22 protein-coding genes, 1 pseudogene and 1 other annotated feature are annotated in these 22654 nt (G+C 34.1%); of the genes and pseudogenes, 22 read left to right on the forward strand and 1 reads right to left on the reverse strand.

Annotated features, from left to right (window positions below; genetic code table 11):
• Positions 1-56 precede the first annotated feature (56 nt).
• The 4 genes from murB (at position 57) to ftsZ (ending at position 4989) form a co-directional block, all read left to right on the forward strand.
• A complete protein-coding gene (gene murB, locus V5E38_RS04865) occupies positions 57-965 on the forward strand; it encodes a UDP-N-acetylmuramate dehydrogenase (protein ID WP_499212403.1) in 909 nt (302 codons plus the stop codon).
• A 585-nt stretch (positions 966-1550) separates the two neighbouring features.
• Positions 1551-2306: a cell division protein FtsQ/DivIB gene (locus V5E38_RS04870; protein WP_499212404.1), complete on the forward strand. Its 756-nt coding sequence runs from the start codon at positions 1551-1553 to the stop codon at positions 2304-2306.
• Between the two features lie 224 nt (positions 2307-2530).
• Complete coding sequence (gene ftsA / locus V5E38_RS04875) at positions 2531-3811, forward strand: cell division protein FtsA (RefSeq protein ID WP_499212405.1); 1281 nt, start codon at positions 2531-2533, stop codon at positions 3809-3811.
• A 35-nt stretch (positions 3812-3846) separates the two neighbouring features.
• Positions 3847-4989 (forward strand): cell division protein FtsZ, encoded by a 1143-nt coding sequence (gene ftsZ, locus V5E38_RS04880; protein ID WP_499212406.1) that lies wholly within the window; start codon positions 3847-3849, stop codon positions 4987-4989.
• A gap of 49 nt (positions 4990-5038) precedes the next feature.
• On the opposite strand, the pseudogene V5E38_RS04885 reads toward ftsZ, so the two are convergent.
• A pseudogene (locus V5E38_RS04885) lies at positions 5039-5712 on the reverse strand (class I SAM-dependent methyltransferase).
• Positions 5713-5912: 200 nt separating this feature from the next.
• Between V5E38_RS04885 and spoIIGA the strand changes: the two are divergent.
• The 18 genes from spoIIGA to V5E38_RS04975 all read left to right on the forward strand — a co-directional run bounded on the left by spoIIGA (position 5913) and on the right by V5E38_RS04975 (position 22619).
• Entirely contained in the window at positions 5913-6818 is a 906-nt protein-coding gene (gene spoIIGA / locus V5E38_RS04890) for a sigma-E processing peptidase SpoIIGA (protein WP_248269387.1), read from the forward strand.
• Between the two features lie 10 nt (positions 6819-6828).
• Complete coding sequence (gene sigE / locus V5E38_RS04895; protein ID WP_069035602.1) at positions 6829-7548, forward strand: RNA polymerase sporulation sigma factor SigE; 720 nt, start codon at positions 6829-6831, stop codon at positions 7546-7548.
• 270 nt (positions 7549-7818) lie between these two features.
• Positions 7819-8598, forward strand: a complete 780-nt coding sequence (sigG, locus tag V5E38_RS04900) for an RNA polymerase sporulation sigma factor SigG (RefSeq protein WP_056471070.1) — start codon at positions 7819-7821, stop codon at positions 8596-8598.
• 622 nt (positions 8599-9220) lie between these two features.
• Positions 9221-9502, forward strand: a complete 282-nt coding sequence (locus tag V5E38_RS04905; protein ID WP_069035603.1) for a YlmC/YmxH family sporulation protein — start codon at positions 9221-9223, stop codon at positions 9500-9502.
• 243 nt (positions 9503-9745) lie between these two features.
• Positions 9746-10570 carry a purine nucleoside phosphorylase YfiH/LACC1 family protein gene (gene pgeF / locus V5E38_RS04910; protein WP_499212407.1) on the forward strand — a complete coding sequence of 275 codons (825 nt, stop codon included), beginning with the start codon at positions 9746-9748 and terminating at the stop codon, positions 10568-10570.
• A gap of 4 nt (positions 10571-10574) precedes the next feature.
• Positions 10575-11249: a YggS family pyridoxal phosphate enzyme gene (locus V5E38_RS04915; RefSeq protein WP_499212408.1), complete on the forward strand. Its 675-nt coding sequence runs from the start codon at positions 10575-10577 to the stop codon at positions 11247-11249.
• A gap of 5 nt (positions 11250-11254) precedes the next feature.
• Complete coding sequence (locus V5E38_RS04920) at positions 11255-11758, forward strand: cell division protein SepF (RefSeq protein WP_499212409.1); 504 nt, start codon at positions 11255-11257, stop codon at positions 11756-11758.
• 4 nt (positions 11759-11762) lie between these two features.
• Positions 11763-12023, forward strand: coding sequence for a YggT family protein (locus V5E38_RS04925; protein ID WP_499212410.1), 261 nt, complete (start codon positions 11763-11765; stop codon positions 12021-12023).
• A 68-nt stretch (positions 12024-12091) separates the two neighbouring features.
• Positions 12092-12865, forward strand: a complete 774-nt coding sequence (locus tag V5E38_RS04930; RefSeq protein ID WP_499212411.1) for a YlmH family RNA-binding protein — start codon at positions 12092-12094, stop codon at positions 12863-12865.
• A gap of 89 nt (positions 12866-12954) precedes the next feature.
• Positions 12955-13443, forward strand: coding sequence for a DivIVA domain-containing protein (locus V5E38_RS04935; protein WP_069035609.1), 489 nt, complete (start codon positions 12955-12957; stop codon positions 13441-13443).
• A 497-nt stretch (positions 13444-13940) separates the two neighbouring features.
• Positions 13941-14163, forward strand: a binding site (T-box leader).
• Between the two features lie 195 nt (positions 14164-14358).
• Entirely contained in the window at positions 14359-17115 is a 2757-nt protein-coding gene (gene ileS / locus V5E38_RS04940; RefSeq protein ID WP_499212412.1) for an isoleucine--tRNA ligase, read from the forward strand.
• 166 nt (positions 17116-17281) lie between these two features.
• Positions 17282-17647: a hypothetical protein gene (locus V5E38_RS04945; RefSeq protein ID WP_499212413.1), complete on the forward strand. Its 366-nt coding sequence runs from the start codon at positions 17282-17284 to the stop codon at positions 17645-17647.
• 112 nt (positions 17648-17759) lie between these two features.
• Entirely contained in the window at positions 17760-18443 is a 684-nt protein-coding gene (locus tag V5E38_RS04950; protein WP_499212414.1) for a CAP domain-containing protein, read from the forward strand.
• A gap of 251 nt (positions 18444-18694) precedes the next feature.
• Positions 18695-19018 (forward strand): TraR/DksA family transcriptional regulator, encoded by a 324-nt coding sequence (locus tag V5E38_RS04955; protein WP_097975574.1) that lies wholly within the window; start codon positions 18695-18697, stop codon positions 19016-19018.
• 71 nt (positions 19019-19089) lie between these two features.
• Positions 19090-19548: a signal peptidase II gene (gene lspA, locus V5E38_RS04960; protein WP_069035614.1), complete on the forward strand. Its 459-nt coding sequence runs from the start codon at positions 19090-19092 to the stop codon at positions 19546-19548.
• The gene (locus V5E38_RS04965) at positions 19545-20453 is read left to right on the forward strand and encodes an RluA family pseudouridine synthase (RefSeq protein WP_499212415.1); all 909 of its coding nucleotides are present in this window, start codon (positions 19545-19547) and stop codon (positions 20451-20453) included. The genes lspA and V5E38_RS04965 overlap by 4 nt, the downstream gene beginning before the upstream one ends.
• Before the next feature lie 186 nt (positions 20454-20639).
• Positions 20640-21182, forward strand: a complete 543-nt coding sequence (gene pyrR, locus V5E38_RS04970; RefSeq protein WP_056471028.1) for a bifunctional pyr operon transcriptional regulator/uracil phosphoribosyltransferase PyrR — start codon at positions 20640-20642, stop codon at positions 21180-21182.
• 138 nt (positions 21183-21320) lie between these two features.
• The gene (locus tag V5E38_RS04975) at positions 21321-22619 is read left to right on the forward strand and encodes a permease family protein (protein ID WP_499213512.1); all 1299 of its coding nucleotides are present in this window, start codon (positions 21321-21323) and stop codon (positions 22617-22619) included.
• Positions 22620-22654: the final 35 nt, after the last annotated feature.

Below are 22654 nucleotides of genomic sequence, written 5' to 3' on the forward strand. Positions count from 1 at the left end.
GAAATAAAATAAAAATGTAATAGAGGATACTATAAGCTAAAGGGGGAAAATAACGAATGTTTGAATCAAAATTAAAGGAAATATTAAATGACTCGAGTCTTCTAATAAATGAGCCTTTAGCAAATCATACGACAATGAAAATTGGAGGACCAGCTGAGTATTTGGTCATTCCTAAAACTGTGAATGAAATTAAAGAGATTATTAACCTTGCAAATGAACACAGCGTAAATGTGACTGTAATTGGTAGAGGATCAAATTTACTTGTATCGGATCAAGGTATTGAAGGTGTCGTAATTAAAATAAGTGATTGCTTAGACCATATTGAAGTAGAGGGTACAAAAGTAGTTGTAGGTGCAGGATATTCAGTTATTCGTTTAGCTACTCAACTAAGTAGAAAAGGATTATCTGGTCTAGAGTTTGCAAGTGGAATTCCTGGTAGTGTTGGTGGCGGTGTATATATGAATGCAGGTGCTCATCAATCAGATTTTTCAAATATTACTTCTAGAGCACATATTCTATTTCCTGATGGAACAATGGAATGGTTATCAAATGAAGAATTAGACTTTTCATATCGAACTTCAGTATTACAACATAAACGTAAAGGATTTGTATTAGAAGCAGAACTTCAGCTTCAAGAAGGATCAAAAGAAGCTTCAACTGCTTTAATGCAAAAAAACAAAGATTATCGAAGAGAAACACAACCTTGGAATTATCCATGTGCTGGAAGTATTTTCCGTAATCCATTACCACAGTATGCTGGTAATTTAATTGAACGTGCTGATTTAAAAGGATATCAAATTGGTGGTGCGAAGGTTTCTGAAATGCATGGCAACTTTATTGTAAATGCCGGAAATGCCACTTCAAAAGATGTACTAGACTTAATAGCATTTATTAAGAAAACTATATTAGAAAAATTTAATGTGCAACTTGAAACAGAGGTAGAAATTGTTGGGAAAAAAATGTAAGTTTCTTCAAAACTAACCATATTATATGCTATAATTTACATAGCATATGATGACCAAGATAGAATGGCATTCATTTGCTATTCTATTTTTTATTATTCTATTATTAAGTAAAGAACACTCGTGATTTAAATTCTGAGATGAATCGACTTCGGATGCAATATAGTATTAAAAAAAACGTCATATTATTTTACTATACTAGTAACCGACATGAAGTATAAGATAAAATCATATCGGACACTTGAACTAGAACGAATTCAAGTATGGTGCTTGTTGACTTGTTTGGTGGCTGTCGTTCGTCAATACCTCTCGAAAGTCGCAAAGAGAATAACCGTAATACCCCTCAGTATAAAATCAAGCAAAGTGCGTTTCACCTAGCGTTAGGAAAAATTAACCGTAGGAACTACGGGGATAGCTTGGTAAATAAAAGAAACCTCTGCTAGTTAAGAAATATGCTAACAAGTATGCTTTGTTCCCAAGAATCTCGTAACTTTAGTCATGAGTAGTTCAATATTCTTAAATTACTTCTTAAGCAAAAGTAAATTAAAAAGGTATTTTTTGTTGAACATTGATAATGGAGGCATATTTATGCAGGAAAATAAGATTATTAGTTTAGAAGACCGTGTACCTGTTTTACGTAATAAAAAACGTAAAAAAGCAAATTTGCGATTACTGGTCACAATTCTTGTGTTTTTTTCTTTGCTTTTATGTGTACTGTATTTCCAAACATCAATTGGTTCAAAAATTCACTTAGTCATTAATGGAAACCAACTGTACTCTGATAAAGAAATTCAAAAATTAGCCGATGTTAGCGTTGATGATAGCTTTTTAACAATTAGGTCAAAAAGGGTAGTAGATCAGCTTGAAAGTCAAAACACAATTCAATCTGCAATCGTACATAAAAGATTTCCTAATAAAGTAGAAATTGATGTAAAAGAATTTCAGCCTGTTGGACAAGGTTTATTCAGTGGGAAAAAGTATTTATTGTTAGAAAGCGGAGTCCTTATTAAAGAGAAAAATTCACTAGGAAATACTACAGCACCTGATTTAATTGGTTGGAAACAAGGAGACGAGTTGCAGGAAATGGCTGCAGAATTGAAAAAAATGCCACAAAGTATATTTCAATCAATTTCTGAAATAGATTATACTCCAAGTAAGGATGATCCTTTGTTAATAACGGTTTTTACGAATGAAGGGTATGAAGTAAGGACAACGATTCGAAAATTCTCAAATAAAATGTCAAATTACCCATTAATTTTAAAGTCAATACCTAAAGATCAAAAAGGGGTTATCCATTTAGAAGTTGGTGCGTATTTTTCTCCTTATAGTACTGATACAAAATAGTCGATTTAACATTAGTTAACAGTACTTTCAAGTCTTTTTTAACTTTACATGTTAGTGTAGACTAGTAGTTAAATAGAAATAATGAAAAAAATTAAAAAGATTATGAAAAATCAAGCTTAAAAAAGAGGAAAAACCCCGTAAATGTTGAATAGATGTCATATATGATATTTAAGAATGAATTGATGCTCGATTATAATAGATAGAGAGAAAAAGGAGGTGCCATCATGAACAGCAATGAGATCTATGTGAGTCTTGACGTTGGAACTTCAACAATTAAAGTAATCATAGGAGAACTAGTTAACGACACACTTAACATTATCGGTGTTGGTAATGTTAAATCTTCAGGCTTAAAACGTGGGTCAATAGTTGATATAGATGAAACAGTCAAATCAATCAAAAAAGCAATTGATCAAGCAGAAAGAATGGTTGGCATTCATATTGACAAAGTAATTGTAGGGGTTAGTGCGAATCAAGTGCAATTGATTAGTACTAACGGCGTAGTAGCAGTTTCTAAAGAAAATAAAGAAATTGACAATGAAGATGTTTTAAGAGTAATGGATCAGGCTCAAGTAATTTCTATACCACCGGAAAGAGAAATTATCGATGTTGTTCCACATGAATACATTGTTGATGGCCTTTCTGAGGTAAAAGACCCAAGAGGAATGATTGGTGTACGGTTGGAAATGGAAGGTACATTAATTACTGGTTCAAGAACTCTAGTACATAATATACTTCGTTGTGTTGAAAGAGCGGGGTTAGAAGTAACGGATATATGTCTACAACCTATGGCTGCAAGTACGATAGGACTAAAGCAGGATGAGAAAAACTTAGGTGTAGCACTTGTTGATATCGGTGGAGGCTCAACTACAATTTCTCTTTTTAGAGAAGGTGTATTAATGGCTACTTCAGTCCTACCTGTTGGAGGAGACCATATTACAAAAGACATATCAATTGGTCTGAAAACTTCAACAGAAGATGCAGAAAAAATTAAAGTGAAATTTGGACATGCTTTTTATGATACTGCATTATCTGAAGAAGTATTAAGTGTACCGATAATGGGTAGTGAACAACATCAACAATACAGTCAGCAAGAAATTTCTGATATTATTGAAGCTAGATTAGAAGAAATCTTCATTTTGGTTCAAAATGAGCTTGTAAGAATGAGGGGAAGCAATTTACCAGGTGGATTTGTTCTAACTGGTGGTACAGTAACAATGACTGGTGTAATCGATTTAGCTCAAAGGGTATTTAAAAATAATGTAAGGGTTGCAACACCAGATTATATTGGTGTAAGAGAACCTCAATACATTACTGGTGTAGGTCTAATCAAGTATGCTTTTTATAAATCAAAAATGCGTGGAAAAAAACTTAGCTCTAATATTGCATTCGAATCAAATGAACGAAAACCTGTAGCTGTTTCAAATTCAAATACAAAACCAAAACAGCAGGATGAAGAGCGCGTCATGAGTAAAGTTAAAAGCATTTTTAAATATTTATGGGATTAAATTTGTGATGAATTTGAAAAGTAGGGGGATCAATCATGTTAGATTTTGATACAAATGTAGATGCTTTAGCGAAGATAAAAGTAATTGGTGTAGGTGGCGGAGGAAATAACGCCGTTAACCGAATGATTGAACATGGAGTACAAGGTGTAGATTTTATTGCTGTGAATACTGATGCACAAGCTCTTAATCTATCAAAAGCTGAAGTGAAAATGCAAATCGGTGGCAAACTTACTCGTGGTTTAGGGGCAGGAGCTAATCCAGAGGTAGGTAAAAAAGCAGCAGAAGAAAGTAGAGAACAATTACAAGAAGCTCTTAAAGGAGCAGACATGGTATTCGTAACTGCTGGAATGGGTGGAGGTACAGGAACAGGTGCAGCTCCAGTAATTGCACAAGTAGCAAAAGAATTAGGTGCATTAACTGTAGGTGTAGTTACTCGTCCATTTACATTTGAAGGTAGAAAGCGTTCAACTCAAGCTGCAACTGGTATTGCTGCAATGAAGGAAAGCGTTGATACTTTAATTGTTATTCCTAATGACCGATTATTAGAAATCGTTGATCGTAATACCCCAATGCTAGAAGCATTCCGCGAAGCAGATAATGTACTTCGTCAAGGGGTTCAAGGTATTTCTGACTTAATCGCTGTTCCGGGATTAATTAACCTTGACTTTGCAGATGTTAAGACAATTATGTCTAATAAAGGTTCTGCATTAATGGGTATCGGTGTTGCTGGTGGAGAAAACCGTGCGGCAGAAGCAGCTAAAAAAGCTATTTCTAGTCCATTATTAGAAACTTCAATTAATGGTGCACAAGGTGTACTTATGAATATCACTGGTGGAACGAACTTAAGCTTATATGAAGTGCAAGAAGCAGCAGATATCGTTTCGACTGCATGTGATGCTGAAGTAAATATGATTTTCGGTTCTGTAATCAATGAAAACTTAAAGGATGAAATTATTGTAACGGTTATTGCGACTGGATTTGAAGGTGTTATTTCAGCACCGCCTACTCCAAAACCAATGGCGAGACAAACAATTTCAACACCAACGCAGGTTCCGCAACCAACTATTAAACGCGAACCAATTCGCGAAGAAGCTCCGGTTGTAGAAACGACTAAAAATGTAACTAGTCTTGATGACTTAGATATTCCAGCGTTTTTACGTAATCGTAAAAGACGCTAATAAAATGTTAAAAAACCAAGATAAGATGACTCTCTTATCTTGGTTTTTTTCATTCTTTCGAGTAGTGATTTTGTAAATTAGTTAGATCACTAATGACACTCTTGAACTTTTCGTTACAGCCTTTAGGAAATAAAACACCTAAACCATGTGAGTGTGTAAATTCAACAGATGGGAGTTGTTGTTTTATGCCTTCCCAAAATTTATAAACCCTAAAATCTTGTATTCGTACTTCGGTATCATGGATTAAAACAATACCTACTTGAGATACTTTTGGAAGCCAAGTAGTGTAATCATGTAGCACAGCTTCAAAAGTATGAAACCCGTCAATATGAAGTATGTCGATCGTATTATCTTCGAAATTCTCAATTGCTTCATCAAAAGACTTACGTAACACTTTAGCTTCTCTTTGGTAATGTTTTTGAACAACTTCATGTACCGTATCAAAAACTTCATTACTATACAATACAATCCACTGTGCAGATCACCTTGCCAAGTATCAACTGCAAAACAATCACATGACAGATTTTGATCTTTCACACTTTGACAAAAACAGAAAAAAGAAAAGCCAAAGTGGGTACCTGATTCTACAATTTTTTTTGGTTTTACGAATTGAACTAAATCGTAAGCAAATTTAGCGTGACCTTTCTAGGCAGAGCGTTGTCTTATTGATGGTTTTGTTCCGTCAAAATCAAAAATGGCTGAATGAAATATCCAGCTATCCAAATCCTCACTCCTTATTGGGCAGTTTAATAGAAATAAAGTGAAAGATTTCCGTATAATATTGACCTGTCCAATTCATATTTCGAAAATGTATTGTCGAAAAACTCTTCAATAAAGCTTCCTTTTTTTGACAGACTTCTTACCGTGCTCATCCTATACTTACATATAAATGAATATTCTATAGAGGATGGCGAACAAAATTGGTGATATATGGCGATCTTGTTTGGTTATTAAACTTGTTAATGGACTTCTTGATCATTCAGTTGACAGGCTTAATTCTAAAAAGAAATGTATCTATTTTGCGGTCATTATTAGGGGCATTATTAGGTTCAATCGTTGTTCTAATGACGTTTACTCCTTATGCATATGTTTTTGGCTCACCTTTTATGAAAATATTATTATCGTTTTTTATCGTATTTTTTGCATTTGGAAGGCAACGGATTATCACTTTTTTACAGCTATTAAGTATCTTCTATTTTTCAACATTCATTTTAGGTGGCGCATTATTAGGCTTACATTATTTATTTGCTACTAATGAATCAAATTTAACCAAATCATCCTTTTATGGTGATCCTGTAAGCTGGTACTTTGTAATTGGAATGCTACCAATCGTCATATTTTACGCTAGAAAATCGATCAATCAGATCTCGTTTACCAAATGGAAATTGAATGAAATGTATGAAATGGAAATTGTGTGGCGGAACACTTCGATTAAAATTAGAGGGTTAATGGATAGTGGTAACTCTCTACATGAACCACTTTCTAGGAAACCAGTTATTATTTTAGATTGTTCCACTAGTGATTATGGTTTACCTATCGAACTAGTTAAGTTAGTTAGAGACTCTGAAAATACATTACATAATACAGAAGCACTCGATGTCTTAAGTTTTTTTCAAGGAACTTATATACCTTATAAAAGTATTGGTCAAAGTAATCAATTCCTCGTCGCAATAAAACCTACTGTTGTTAAATTGAAAATTAATGGGAAATGGTATTCATCGAGTTCGGTTTTGGTTGGATTGAGTCATGTTACTTTGTCTTCAGACAATTTATATGAATGTATCCTTCATCCAAAAATGATGCAGGGAACAATTAATGAAATTGCATAGGAGGTAGAAAATGAATCGATTGTTCTTAAAACTAAAGTTAGGTTTGTATAAGCTATTAGTAAAGCTTGGTTTGAAAGCCGACGAAGTATATTACATTGGGGGAAGTGAAGCATTACCACCTCCTTTGACAAGGGAAGAAGAAGAAAAGCTTTTACAGAAACTACCGAATGGAGATTTAGGTGCTAGATCACTATTAATTGAGAGAAATCTACGATTAGTAGTATATATTGCTAGAAAGTTTGAAAATACGGGCATTAATATTGAAGATCTGATTAGCATTGGTACAATCGGATTGATTAAAGCCGTTAATACCTTTAATCCTGAAAAGAAAATTAAATTGGCTACTTATGCTTCAAGATGTATCGAAAATGAAATTCTGATGCATTTACGTAGAAATAATAAAAACCGTTCTGAAGTCTCATTTGATGAACCATTAAATATTGATTGGGATGGAAATGAATTATTACTTTCTGATGTATTAGGTACAGAAGACGATATCATAACGAAGGACTTAGAAGCCAATGTCGATAAATCATTATTAACAAAGGCATTAGATCAACTGAATGATCGTGAAAAACAAATAATGGAACTACGATTTGGACTAGATGGAACTGAAGAAAAAACCCAAAAAGATGTAGCTGATATGCTTGGAATATCGCAATCATATATATCCCGATTAGAAAAACGTATTATTAAAAGGCTTCGAAAAGAATTTAATAAAATGGTTTAAAATATAAGAACCGATTAGATTTGATTTTTTCAAATACTAATCGGTTTTTTCTATGTAAGAAGGATATCCAAATAGTTTTAAAAAATATTTTCATAAGTCATACCTGCTAAATTTCATTAATTCCCCTTAGAAAATCCTAGTTTTTTCTCTATTTGCTATGCTGTTTTAGTCCTGAATTTATTATATTTGTATATTTTATTTTGTGCATAAATTTTCCACCGAAGGAGATACTTACCTATAGTACAGCAACTCCAAGTAGGAGGGAACATCATGACACGAAACAAAGTAGAAATATGCGGTGTAGATACATCAAAGCTTCCAGTTTTAAAGAATGATGAGATGCGTAAGTTATTTCATGCAATGCAAAGCGGTGATCGAAGCGCAAGAGAAACAATCGTAAACGGCAATTTGCGACTTGTCCTAAGTGTTATTCAGCGTTTCAATAATCGCGGAGAATTTGTGGATGACTTATTTCAAGTAGGCTGCATAGGCCTTATGAAGTCTATTGATAATTTTGATTTAAGCCAAAATGTAAAATTTTCGACGTATGCTGTACCTATGATTATTGGTGAAATAAGAAGATATTTAAGGGATAATAACCCAATAAGAGTGTCTAGATCATTAAGAGACATCGCTTATAAAGCATTACAAGTAAGAGAGCGATTATTAGCAGAGAATTCAAAAGAACCAACTCCTGTTCAAATCGCAGAAGTACTTGGCGTAACACACGAAGAAATCGTCTTTGCATTAGATGCAATTCAAGACCCAGTTTCGTTATTTGAACCGATATATAACGATGGCGGAGATCCAATCTTTGTAATGGATCAGCTAAGTGATGATAAAAATAAGGACGAGCAATGGGTTGAAGAACTAGCACTACGTGAAGGAATGAAACGACTAAACGATCGAGAAAAAATGATCATAAGCAAAAGATTCTTCCAAGGAAAAACACAAATGGAAGTTGCCGAAGAAATCGGAATTTCCCAAGCACAAGTATCCAGACTAGAAAAATCAGCAATAAAACAAATGAACAAAAATATACAGGGCTAGAGAAAAGCGGAGGCGACTGGTTAGCTCCGACAAGCATAAGGCAAAGACTGAGGAAAGTTGCTTTGTACTTTCATCGGGCTTTGACTAATGACCTCGAGGAGCTAGGAGCCGGAGCTAGACATCACGAGAAAAGCGGAGGCGACTGGTTAGCTCCGACAAGCATAAGGCAAAGACTGAGGAAAGTTGCTTTGTACTTTCATCGGGCTTTGACTAATGACCTCGAGGAGCTAGGAGCCGGAGCTAGACATCACGAGAAAAGCGGAGGCGACTGGTTAGCTCCGACAAGCATAAGGCAAAGACTGAGGAAAGTTGCTTTGTACTTTCATCGGGCTTTGACTAATGACCTCGAGGGGCTAGATACCGTAAATGAAGCCTGACTTCAATCAAGCTTCAATTCCTGTATAATGAGATGCTTATTATAATGAATGAAATAAAAAAACAAATATAAACTAAATAATCCAATAACTATTAAATAGTTAAACTGGAAGAATGAAAATACGATATTAATGTGTTAGACAATGGATGAGCATCGAACAACCTTGTCTAACACATTTTTATTTGAATTTTATCATGATGTTTGGCCCTTACTTCATATATTTTATAAAAAGGATGGTGAAGTTAAATGGCCAGAATTTCAGATTTTCAAGTTAAAGATGTTGTAAATGTTGCCGATGGAAAAAAATTAGGCAATATTGTTGATTTAGATATTGATCAATCAAATGGAAAAATCACTTCGATTATTTTAACAAAGCCAGGGAAGGGTTTAAATTTTTTTAGTAAAGAAGAGGAAATGACAATTTATTGGAATGATATTGTGAAAATAGGTGAAGATGTTATTTTGGTAAAATATCGTTCATCTGTGGATTTGGATGAGAACCAAGCAAGTCCAGTTAAATACACATAAAAAAACTCGTTGATTGACGAGTTTCAAGCGATGAAAGAGGCGTAATTGCACTTTTACTTGATTGTTAAAATTGGCTACCACGTCGAATACGATTCCTTGCAGCTATTTTTATTTTCGAAAGTGAAAAAAATAAGTGTGTTTTGTCAAAAATAATCAAAAATGTGAAATCTATGGTAAAATATAGGAAACCATCAACTGGTTTACATATATTTACTAAATTAGTTTCTGTGAGGTCTTATAAATATGAAAGAGAGCTTCATTCAATCGACTGAAAGTACTTTTATGATTCAACCTTGGGAAGACTCATTCAAACATTTAGTTGCAGGATTTACAACAAAAAATGATGGAGTTAGCCAAGGTTGTTTCACTTCTTTTAATCTTGGATTACATGTAAATGACTCGAAGGATATTGTGGTAGAAAATAGAGAACTCCTTGCGAGTAAATTAGAGTTTTCAAAATCGAAATGGGTTTGTTCTGAACAAGTTCATGGGAATAATGTCATGAAAGTAACTAAAAAAGATTGTGGCAAAGGTGTTACTGATTATGAAACTAGCATCGAGACAACAGATGGTTTTTATACGAATGAGGAAAATATTTTATTAACTTCTTGTTATGCAGATTGTGTTCCATTGTATTTCCTTGAACCAACAAGTAAATTTATTGGTTTAGCTCATGCAGGTTGGAAAGGTACTGTTCAAAACATTGGCGGACGTTTAATCGAAAAATTAATTAAAGATGAAAACTTACAACTTAAAGATATCCAAGTTGCAATCGGGCCATCAATTGGTGATTGTTGTTATGAAGTGGATGATTTTGTGATGAATAAGCTAATCGATGCTTTTGAGCACAAGATTCCTAATAATATTTTAACCACTTTACAAAACGGGAAATTCAAATTGAATTTAAAAGAAGCAAACAAACAATTACTCATTAGATCGGGCATTAGTGAAGAAAATATCATAATGACAAATTATTGTACAAGTTGTAACCCGAGCATATTTTTTTCTCACCGTAGAGATGGTGGAAAAACAGGAAGAATGATGAGTTATATTGGTTGGAGGAAATAGCATCATGACAGTCAAACAAAATTATGAACGTATCAGTGAACAAATTAATGCAGCTAAAGTAAGAGCAAATCGAAATGATGATGTCACTCTAATTGCTGTTACAAAACAAGTATCTACTGAAGTGGCTAAAGAAGTTTTAGCTGAAGGTATACTTCAATTAGGCGAAAACCGTTTTGAAGGTCTAAAGGAAAAACAAGAACACATTAAAAGTGATGTTGTTTGGCATTTTATTGGTTCACTTCAAACTAGAAAAGTAAAAGACGTCATACATAGAATAGACTACCTACATTCTTTAGATCGACTATCCTTAGCAGAAGAGATCCAAAAAAGAGCAGCAGAACCATTAAAATGTTTCATACAGGTCAATGTATCTGGAGAAGACTCAAAGCATGGCATACATCCAAATGATGTAATTGAATTTGCTAGACAGCTTTCAGAATTTGATAAGGTACAAGTTGTTGGGTTAATGACAATGGCACCATTTACAGAGGATGTAACAATCATTCGAAATAGTTTCAAAGGATTAAAGGAATTACAAGAAAAAGTAAAAAATCTACAGATTGCAAATATTTCATGTTCTGAATTATCAATGGGTATGTCTAATGATTTTGAGATAGCAATAGAAGAAGGTGCTACATTCATAAGAATAGGTACTGATTTAGTAGGAAAGGGAAGGTAGAGAAAATGAGTATTATTGGAAAAGTAAGAAACTTTTTTGCAATGGAAGATGAGTATGAAGATGATTATGAATACGAAGAGCAAAAACAGCAACAACAGCAGCAACAAAAACAATATCAACAACAGCATCAACAAAAACAATTTTCTAAACATGTAAATGAAGAAATTAACCATGAGCGAAATGCATCAAAGCAAAAATTAGTAAGTATACCAGGAGGAGCTTCTTTGTCGTCAAAAGTTGTATTAGCGCAGCCGCGTGAATATGCAGAAGCACAAGATGTTGCAGACCATTTAAAATCAAAAAAAGCAGTTGTGATCAATTTACAGCAAATGCAAATCGATCAAGCTAAACGCTTTGTTGATTTCTTAAGTGGTACAGTATATGCAATAAGTGGAGATATAAAAAAAATTGGTACAAATACGTTTATTTGTACACCTGATAATATTGATATTTCTGGAACGATTACAGATATGTTATTTGAGGAAGACAATTCCATTAAAAGGTGGTAATTAAATGGATATACTTTTTTTTATTTTATACAAATTAATCCAATACTATAGATACGTCATCGTAATTCATATCATTTTATCTTGGTTCCCTCAAATAAGACAGTCAGGCTTCGGTCGTTTAATTGGTAGGTTATCAGAACCATATTTAGAGCCGTTCCGTCGAATTGTTCCGTCAATCGGTATGTTTGATTTTTCACCAATTATTGCATTATTTGCTTTAGAATTTGCTGGATATGGGATAGCAAGTATTTCTCATTATTTTTAAAGAGAGAATCTAACAGGTTCTCTTTTTTAATTAATATTGATAGTTTAATGAAAAAGAGGATTGCATCGATGAGTATTTATGATCATTTTCGAAAAGAAGAGCATGTTTTCGTAGACAAAGTTCTCAGTTGGAAGGAAGAAGCAATTGAACGCTATTCTATTAAGTTGACAGATTTTCTTGATTTAAGAGAACAAATGATTATGCAATCAATTATCGGTAATCAAGGGGAGTGTTTTGTCGCTTTTTTTGGTGGTCGTGAGGATTGTGAACGAAAGCGTGCAATTATTTATCCGAGTTTTTATACACCAGTTGAAGAAGACTATTCTTTGGTTGCATTTGACTTAGTTTATGCAACTAAATTTCACACTTTATCTCATCGGCAAGTATTGGGAACATTAATGTCTTTAGGAATCACAAGGGGAAAATTTGGTGATATTCTACTTAAAAATGATATAATCCAAGTAATTGTTGCTGATGAAATAGCAAGTTTTGTAGAAAGTAACTTAAATACTGTAGGAAAATCGCCAATTAAATTAAAGAGAATTACATTTAAAGAATTGATTGAATCAGATGATGTTTGGCAAACTAATAATGGGACTGTATCATCACTAAGATTAGATGTCCTATTGAGCGAATTCTATAATATATCGAGACAAAAAGCACAAAGCTTAATTAAAGCCGAACACGTTAAGGTAAATCAGCGAGTTATTGATTCTACTTCGTTTTTATGTGAAGAAGGAGATTTATTCTCTGTCAAAGGTTTTGGTAGAGGAATGTTGATGTCAATTGATGGCTTATCAAAAAAAGAAAAATGGCGGATAAACTACGGTGTTAAAAAATAGTCAGAAATTGTAGAAGGAAAAACGTAGAAACTGTCGAAAATTTATTATAACCTATTAATAAAGAACATACATACATGGAGGTGGCTTAATTGCCTTTAACACCACTTGATATTCATAATAAAGAATTTGGTAAAAGTTTTCGTGGCTATGACGAAGATGATGTTAACGAGTTTTTAGATCAAGTCATAAAAGATTATGAATTAGTTATTCGTGAGAAGAAACAATTAGAAGAACAAATTCTTGATATGAAAGAAAGATTAAAGCATTTTTCTACTATAGAAGAAACTTTAAATAAGTCAATTTTAATTGCGCAAGAAGCTGCTGAAGATGTAAAAGGTAGTGCCCAAAAAGAAGCTAAATTGATTATTAAAGAAGCGGAGAAAAATGCTGATCGTATTATCAATGAAGCTTTAATTAAATCAAGAAAAGTTACAATGGAATTTGAAGAGCTTAAGAAGCAATCGAAAGTTTTCAGAACTCGTTTAAGAATGGCAATTGAAACTCAATTAGAGATGTTAGGTCATGAAGATTGGGATCATATTTTAGACGATAAAGAAACAGAAGAAATCGCAAACTAGTCGTATAAGCCTTGACGATTTGTAAAGTTTTACATATAATTTATCATTATCCGACAGAAGACACCTTCCTAAGGTTACGTGAAGGTGTGATAACACCAGTAATAGGTGGGAGATGAATGACGGTTGGCGTTAGCCAAAATGCTTTCTTTTTTTGCTACTATTCTGTACAATAGATAATGTAAATACCGTAGAAAAAGAATGAATTCAAGTGTAGTGCTTGTTGCGTAAATAGAACTCGTCTGGTGGTTGTCATTCGCCTATACCCTTCAAGAGTCGCAAATAGAACAACTGTAATACCCCTCAGTAAAAAACAGGCTGAGTACGTTTCACCTAGCGTTAGGTGGAACCAAACCGTAGGAACTACGGGGTTAGCTTGGTAAATAAAAGTAACCTCTGCTGGTAAAGAATCACTACTAAGTATGCTTTGTTCCCAAGAATCTCCTACTTCAAACAACCTGTAAGGGTGTTAAGTGGTGAGTAGTTCAATAGATATTAATAGTAAATCGGTGACAGGGAAGAGTACTTCTATAAATCTAGTTAGCGAGTCAAGGATAGTGTAAGCTTGATATAGAAAATAGAAGGAAAATCACCCTAGAGTGCTTTTCTGAAAATAAGTAAGAAAAGACGTTTCATTCACGTTACGAATGCTAAGTGGACAATAAGTTAATGAAATTTATTGTCAATTAGGGTGGTACCACGGGAACCTTTCTCGTCCCTTTTTGGGACGAGAAAGGTTTTTTGCGTCTTATACGATTTATTATACATAATAGACAACTCCACTAATAAAAGGCTTGTAAGATGGATACAATGCGTTAATGTGGAATTTAAAAATGTAAAGTAAGCTGGTATAGAGTAGTTGACTTGCCTAAAACGGCTAGCTTTAGAACAATTAAGTTTAAAAATGGAGGAAAGCAAATGGAGTACAAAGATACGTTACTTATGCCAAAAACTGAATTTCCTATGAGAGGAAATTTACCTCAACGTGAGCCACAAATTCAAGAAGAGTGGAACAAAAAAGATATTTATGCAACTGTTCAAAAACATAACGAAGGAAAACCGTCATTCATATTACATGATGGACCACCTTATGCTAATGGTGACCTTCATATGGGACATGCACTTAATAAAGTATTAAAGGATTTCATTGTACGTTTTTATAATATGAATGGATACCGTTCTCCTTACGTTCCAGGTTGGGATACTCACGGTTTACCGATTGAACAAGCATTAGCAAATAAAAAAGTAAATCGTAAAGAAATGTCAGTAGCAGAATTCCGTAAATTATGTGAAGAATATGCTTACGAGCAAGTAGAGCGTCAAAAAGAACAATTTAAACGTTTAGGAATTTTAGGTGATTGGGACCGACCATATATTACTCTTGAAAAAGAATATGAAGCTGAACAAATTAAAGTATTCGGTAAAATGGCTACTAAGGGATTAATTTATAAAGGTCTAAAACCAGTATATTGGTCTCCATCAAGTGAATCTGCACTAGCAGAAGCGGAAATCGAATACCAAGATAAGCGTTCAGCATCAATCTATGTTGCATTTGCAGTTGAAAATGGGAAAAATGTTCTAAACGGTGGAGAGAAATTCATTATTTGGACAACAACACCATGGACAATCCCAGCTAACTTAGCTGTATGTTTACATCCTGACTTAAGCTATGATGTAGTATCTGTAAATGGTGACAAGTTCGTAGTTGCTAGTGAGTTAAGAGAATCTGTAGCAAAAGAACTAGGTTGGGAAGATGCAGTAGTTGAAAAGACTTTTAATGGTTCTGAACTTGAAGGAATCGTTTGTAAGCATCCATTGTATGATCGCCAATCAGTTGTTATTTTAGGTGATCATGTAACAACTGACGCTGGTACAGGTTGTGTTCATACTGCACCAGGTCATGGTGAAGACGACTTCCGTGTAGGTCAACAATATGGATTAGAAGTGCTTTGTCCAGTAGATGAAAAAGGTGTTCTAACAAAAGAAGCTCCTGGATTTGAAGGTTTATTCTATGATGAAGCTAATAAAGAAATTACAAAAGCATTAGAAGAAAAAGGTGCTTTATTAAAATTACAATTTATCACACACTCTTATCCACATGACTGGAGAACGAAAAAGCCAATTATCTTCCGTGCAACAGCACAATGGTTTGCATCAATTGAAGCAATTCGTGAACAATTAATGCAAGCTGTTCAAGATACTACGTGGTTCCCAGCATGGGGAGAAACTCGTCTATTCAACATGGTTCGTGATCGTGGAGATTGGTGTATTTCACGTCAACGTGTATGGGGAGTTCCAATCCCAGTATTTTATGCTGAAGACGGAGAGGCAATTATTACTGAAGAAACGATTGAACATGTTTCGAACTTATTTAAAGAGCATGGTTCAAATATTTGGTTTGAAAAAGAAGCGAAAGAATTATTACCAGAAGGATTTACACATCCTGGTTCACCAAATGGTAACTTCACTAAAGAGAAAGATATCATGGATGTTTGGTTTGATAGTGGTTCATCACATCAAGCGGTTTTAAACACTCGTGAGGAATTATCTTTCCCTGCTGATATTTATTTAGAAGGTTCTGACCAATACCGTGGTTGGTTTAACTCTTCATTAAGTACAAGCGTTGCTGTAACAGGTCAAGCACCTTATAAAGCTGTAGTAAGCCATGGCTTCGTTTTAGATGGAGAAGGTCGCAAGATGAGTAAATCAATCGGAAACATCGTTCTACCATCAAAAATTATGAATCAATATGGTTCAGATATTTTACGTCTATGGGTAGCTTCTGTAGATTATCAATCAGATGTTCGTATTTCTGACGCATTAATGAAACAAGTTGCTGAAGTATACCGTAAAATCCGTAATACGTTCCGTTTCTTACTAGGAAACTTAGATGGATTTAACGCAGAACAAGATGCTTTAAAATATGAAGAGCTACGCGAATTAGATCAATACATGCTAGTTAAATTGAACAACGTGGTTAAAACTGTTCGTGAATCATACGAAAAATATGAATTTGCTAATGTTTACCACACAATTCAAAACTTCTGTACAACAGAATTAAGTTCTTTCTATTTTGATTTATCAAAAGATGTTTTATATATCGAGCCAAAAACGAATAAAGATCGTTTAGCAATTCAAACAGTATTACATGAGTCATTACAAGCACTAACTCGTTTAGTTGCTCCAATTTTACCTCATACAGCTGAAGAAGTTTGGTCACATATGGCAGGAACTACTGTAGATAGTATTTTCTTAACTGAAATGCCAGACGTTAAAGATTTCGGCGATACTCAAAGCTTAGAAGCTAAGTGGGAAAAATTCATGGATTTACGTGATAACGTATTAAAAGCACTTGAAGTTGCTCGTAATGAAAAAGTAATCGGTAAATCTCTAACTGCGGCAGTTAAAATCTATCCTAATGCAGAAGTAGCTGAACTATTAAATTCTATAAATGAAGACTTCAAACAATTATTAATTGTTTCTCAAGTAGAAATTGCAAATAGCGATGAGCAAGCTCCTGAAACAGCGCAAAAATTTGATACGTTAAGTATCGAAGTAACTCCTGCCACAGGTGAAACTTGTGAACGATGCTGGGTAGTTACAGAAGAAGTTGGAAAAGATGAAGCACACCCAACCCTTTGCTTACGTTGTGCTAGTGTTGTAAAAGATATGTAATCATTAAGGGTTTAAACGCACTTAAGAAAAGAGTCGAAAGATTAAACTTTCGACTCTTTTTTAAATTTAGATTTGTATTAATATTTTGCAAAAATTGTAAAAAAGTATGTATTGGTGTATGTTATGTATACAGTACTAAAAATAAGATATAAGAGGTTAATACATAATGAATTATGAAAATAATCCAAATTGGAATAAATTAACTGACTTAATGAAGAAGAGAGTAGATTTAAGGGAAAAAGGATACAGTTACCAAGAAATAGCTGACCTAGAACAGAAAAGTCGTTCAAGTATACAACAAAGTATCAAGCGCTCATATTACCTTTTAGGAATAAAAGAACCAGATATTAAAGGAATCCTAAAAAAAGAAATTGATCAGTCTGTTCATATAGATGGAATTAGGAATGAAATGCTTGAGGAAATGAGAAAACAAGGAATTAGGGAATTTGTGAAAGAGTTTATTAAAAGAGATGATGTAAGAGAAATTCTTAAAGAAGAATATAGAAAAGAATTCGAAGATGAAAAAGGATGATAATTAGTAAAATCTTCCTTTTCTTATTTTTGAATTGTATGTATGTATGTGTTGGTGTATTATATTTTTTGTAAGCGATAACAACTAACAAAAACGATTGGGGGAAAACAATTTGAATAAAAAAATCAAAAAAGTAACTCAAACAGTTTTAGGGTTTGCAATCGCAATGCCAATGTTTATAGGATTAGGCACAACATATGTTGGAGCGACTTCAGGTGCAGTAACTGCTACTAAATTGTCAGTAAAAGAAAGGCCTTGGAGTACTTCTAAAACAGTTGGATATCTTGCTAAAAACCAAAAAATTAACTACTCAGGTTACAATAGTACGTTTGTAAAGATCAGCTATAAAGGTAAAACAAGATATATTCTTAAAAAATACGTAAAATATGTACCGCCAACAAATCCAACAACGCCATCTAATCCAACAACAACGCCATCAAATCCGACTACACCAGCTAGTTCAAATTCCTCGATTCAACAACAAATTTTAGACTTAGTAAATATCGAGCGTGGTAAAGGTGGATTAAAGCCATTAACACTATCTAGCTATTTAAATGGAACAGCTCAAGCATGGTCACAAACAATGAGTAATGCTAACAATATGTATCATTCAACATTAAGCTTTAATGGTGGTTATAAAGGTGAAAACATCGCACATGGTCAAACAACTGCAAATGAAGTAATGACTGATTGGATGAATTCACCAGGCCATAGAGCGAACATCATGAGCGCTAACTTTAAACAACTTGGAGTAGGTAAAGTAGGAACTTATTGGACGGAACAATTCACTGACTAATAATACTGCTCAATCAATAATTGAAATTTTTGAATGATATAAGGAAAACTCGCAAAAGGACAATGAGCCTAAGTGGGTTTTCTTTTTCTGTTTTTAAAAAAAATCTATATTAAAGAACAATTATTACTTTATATCACAATTATAAATGGAAATATCTTTAGCCATTTCCTTTAAAGGAAAAAGTTTCACCTATTACCGACTCCAGTTTGAGGGAAAAGTATTTTTACATAAAAAAATTGGGAGTGAAGAAGATGAGGAGCAATGAAATTTTCTATATTAAACAAGAGCTTGAACTAATTAAAAATGAATTGCTACATCGTTTATTTTCTGAACCAATAAGTTCTACTGATATTGAGCAGCATCATTCGATTTTCGAGGAGACAAATAAACACCATATCCTCGTTGAAGACATGCAAAATGATTTATATGATATTGAGATTGCCTTGCAAAAAATTGACCATGGATTATTTGGTTATTGTGAAGTGACTGGGCAAGCCATTCCAATTGAAAAATTAAAAGTGCTTCCAACAGGTCGAACGTTAGAGGATTTTAGTTTTGTAAGAAATCATTACTAATACTATTCATTGTATAAACCTTTCCCCTATGCTAAAATTTGATGAGATATCTAATAAGGTAGGGGATAAATATGGCATATATTATTGCGGTAATTGTCATTTTAATTGATCAACTGACAAAACTTGCCGTTTTAAAGAAGATGTATTTAGGAGAAAATATTGAGATTATAAAAAATATTTTTTACATAACATCACATCGCAATCAAGGAGCGGCTTGGGGAATGCTCCAAGGAAAAATGGGCTTCTTCTATTTAATTACTTTAGTCTTTGTAGTAGCAGTGATTTACTTTATCCAAAAGCACGCAAAAGGAGATCGTTTCCTTGGTTTATCTTTAGGATTAGTTTTAGGTGGTGCGATTGGTAATTTTATTGATCGATTCTTCCGTAAAGAAGTAGTTGATTTTATTCATGTTTATATTTTTAATTATGATTTCCCTGTATTTAATATCGCAGACTCAGCACTTTGTGTGGGTGTTATTTTATTATTTATTATTACTTTATTGGAAGATAAAAGAGGAGTTAAGAAATGACAGTTTTTGCTTTTACAGTTCAAGAGGATCAACATTTAGAAAGAATCGATACGTTTATTGCAACTCAAAATGATGAGTGGTCAAGGTCTCAAGTACAAACATGGTTAAAAGAAGATTTTGTGTTAGTGAACGGTGAAAAAATTAAACGTAATTATAAAGTAAAACAGGGCGATGAAATATCAGTTTCAGTACCTGATCCAAAGCCATTAGAAGTTAAGCTTGAGAATATTCCATTAGATGTTTATTATGAGGATGCGGATGTTATTGTTGTAAATAAACCACGTGGAATGGTAGTTCACCCTGCATTAGGTCATGAAACGGGTACTTTAGTGAACGCTTTAATGTATCATTGTAAAGATTTATCTGGCATAAATGGTGTATTAAGACCTGGTATTGTACATCGAATCGATAAGGATACTTCAGGTTTATTAATGGTTGCAAAAAATGATGTAGCTCATGAGAAGCTTGCAGAGCAATTACGTCAAAAAACCTCTGTTCGTAAGTATATTGCGATTGTACATGGTGTAATTCCTCATGAGGAAGGTACAATCGATGCGCCAATCGGACGAGATAAAAGTGATCGTCAAAGTATGACGGTTACCGAAGATAATAGTAAAGAAGCAGTGACTCATTTTAGAGTGTTAGAGCGATTTGATGAGTTTACTTTAGTTGAATGTCAGCTTGAAACAGGCCGTACTCACCAAATTCGTGTTCATATGAAATACATAGGATACCCGTTAGCTGGTGATCCTAAGTACGGACCACGTAAAACAATAGATATAGATGGTCAAGCTCTACATGCAGCTGTTTTAGGATTTAATCATCCAAGAACAAATGAGTATTTAGAGTTTTCATCACCTATTCCAAAAGTACTAGAAAATATTATTGAACAATTACGCAGATAACTGTTGACAATGATTGTAACATAGGTCATAATGAAGACAGTTGAATGAACCTTTAACACAACCCCGTGAGGTTGAGAAGGAAGCGGAAAAATGAAAAAGGATAATTGTATCCTTTTGCGCTACCCTCTTGTCCATCGGGCAAGAGGGTTTTTTGCTTCTACACTATAAAAGTAGGAGGTAAGGTAAATGACTGAAAAAGCAATCATCTTAGACGAACTAGCGATCAGACGAGGTTTAACAAGAATTGCACATGAAATGCTAGAAAATAACAAAGGTATTGAAAATGTTGTTTTGGTTGGCATTAAAACCAGAGGTGTTTATCTGGCAAAGCGTATTGCAGAAAGAATAAAACAGATTGAAGGTAAAGATGTAATCATGGGCGATTTAGATATTACTCTTTATCGAGATGATTTATCGACAAAGACAGAAAACAAAGAACCATTAGTGAAGGGTTCAAATGTTCCTGTTGATCTAACAAACAAAAAAGTAATTTTAGTTGATGATGTGCTTTACACAGGTAGAACAGTTCGTGCCGCAATGGACGCTGTTATGGATCTAGGTAGACCGGCACAAATACAATTAGCAGTTTTAGTAGATCGAGGGCATCGTGAGCTTCCAGTAAGAGCAGACTATGTTGGAAAAAATATTCCAACTTCGAGTAATGAAAAAGTAGTCGTAGCATTAAAGGAAACAGATGACCACGATAAAGTAAGTATATTTGAAAAATAGAAGTCCCTTTTAAATTTGGTCCAGAGAGGCTAACAAAGGGTCTAGTTAGTTGCTGTCTTATTTGAAGCGACGTACTTGGACTCTTTGTGTATAATCACAAAGAGTTTTTTTATTGGGAAAATTGGAGGAAACAACATGATAAAACAAAAACCTGTCCTAGAGATAAATGAAAAACCGAATATAGGTCAATGGATTTTCCTAAGTTTACAACACTTATTCGCAATGTTTGGATCGACAGTGCTAGCTCCGATCTTAATCGGCATAAATCCTTCAATCGCACTAATTTCAAGTGGGATTGGAACAATGGTGTTCATTCTAATTACAAGAGGTAAAGTACCATCTTACCTTGGGTCATCATTCGCCTTCATCGCTCCGATGATCTACGCGAAAACAAATTTAGAACCTGGTGCAGCGTTCGTAGGAGTTTTCATCACAGGTATTATTTACGCAGTAATCGCACTAATTATTAACAAAGTAGGCGTGAAATGGTTATTCAGAGTATTACCACCAATCGTAGTTGGACCGGTAATTATCGTAATCGGATTAAGCTTATCAACAGTAGCGGTTGGAATGGCAATGAATGGGGCTAACCATAAATACAGCACAACATCAATCACAATCGCACTCATTACATTAGCAATTACAATCATAACAGCATTATTTACAAGAGGTTTCTTATCAGTCATACCAATCTTAGTAGGAATCATCGGTGGATATATTACATCAATCTTCTTTGGTGTAGTAGACTTCACAAAAATAGCAGAAGCAAAATGGATTGCAGTACCTGATTTCTCAGTACCATTTGTTCACTACACACCACATGTCACATTCCAGTTACTAATCATCTTCGTACCTGTAGCAATCGTGACAATATCAGAACATATTGGACACCAAGTTGTACTAGGAAGTGTCGTAGAGAAAGATTTAATTAAAGATCCTGGACTAGATAAGTCATTATTCGGAGATGCAGTTTCAACGATGATAGCAGGCTTAATTGGAGGACCTACAACAACAACATACGGGGAAAACATCGGTGTTCTAGCAATCACTAGAGCTTACAGCGTATATGTATTCATAGGTGCTGCAATCTTGGCTATGTCATTTGGATTCATCGGAAAAATCTCAGCGGTGATTAGCTCAATCCCGACACCTGTAATGGGTGGTATCTCAATCCTACTATTCGGAATCATCGCTTCAAGCGGATTACGAGTACTAGTAGAAAACAAGACTGATTTTGCTAAACAACGTAACTTAGTTATCGCTTCAGTCATTCTAGTACTAGGAATTGGTGGAGCAGCAATACACATTGGTAAACAATTCGCATTAGAAGGAATGGCTTTATCAGCTTTAATCGGAGTTGTACTAAATTTAGTCCTACCTGAAAATATTGGTGGCGATCGTACAACTGAAAATAAGGACGAGAGCTTAGCTTCATAATTGACAATTAAATGGGGAATTCTTACATTGATAAG

Origin of the sequence: Rossellomorea sp. GAMAL-10_SWC, from assembly GCF_049568075.1 — a bacterium.
GTDB lineage: Bacteria > Bacillota > Bacilli > Bacillales > Bacillaceae_G > Gottfriedia.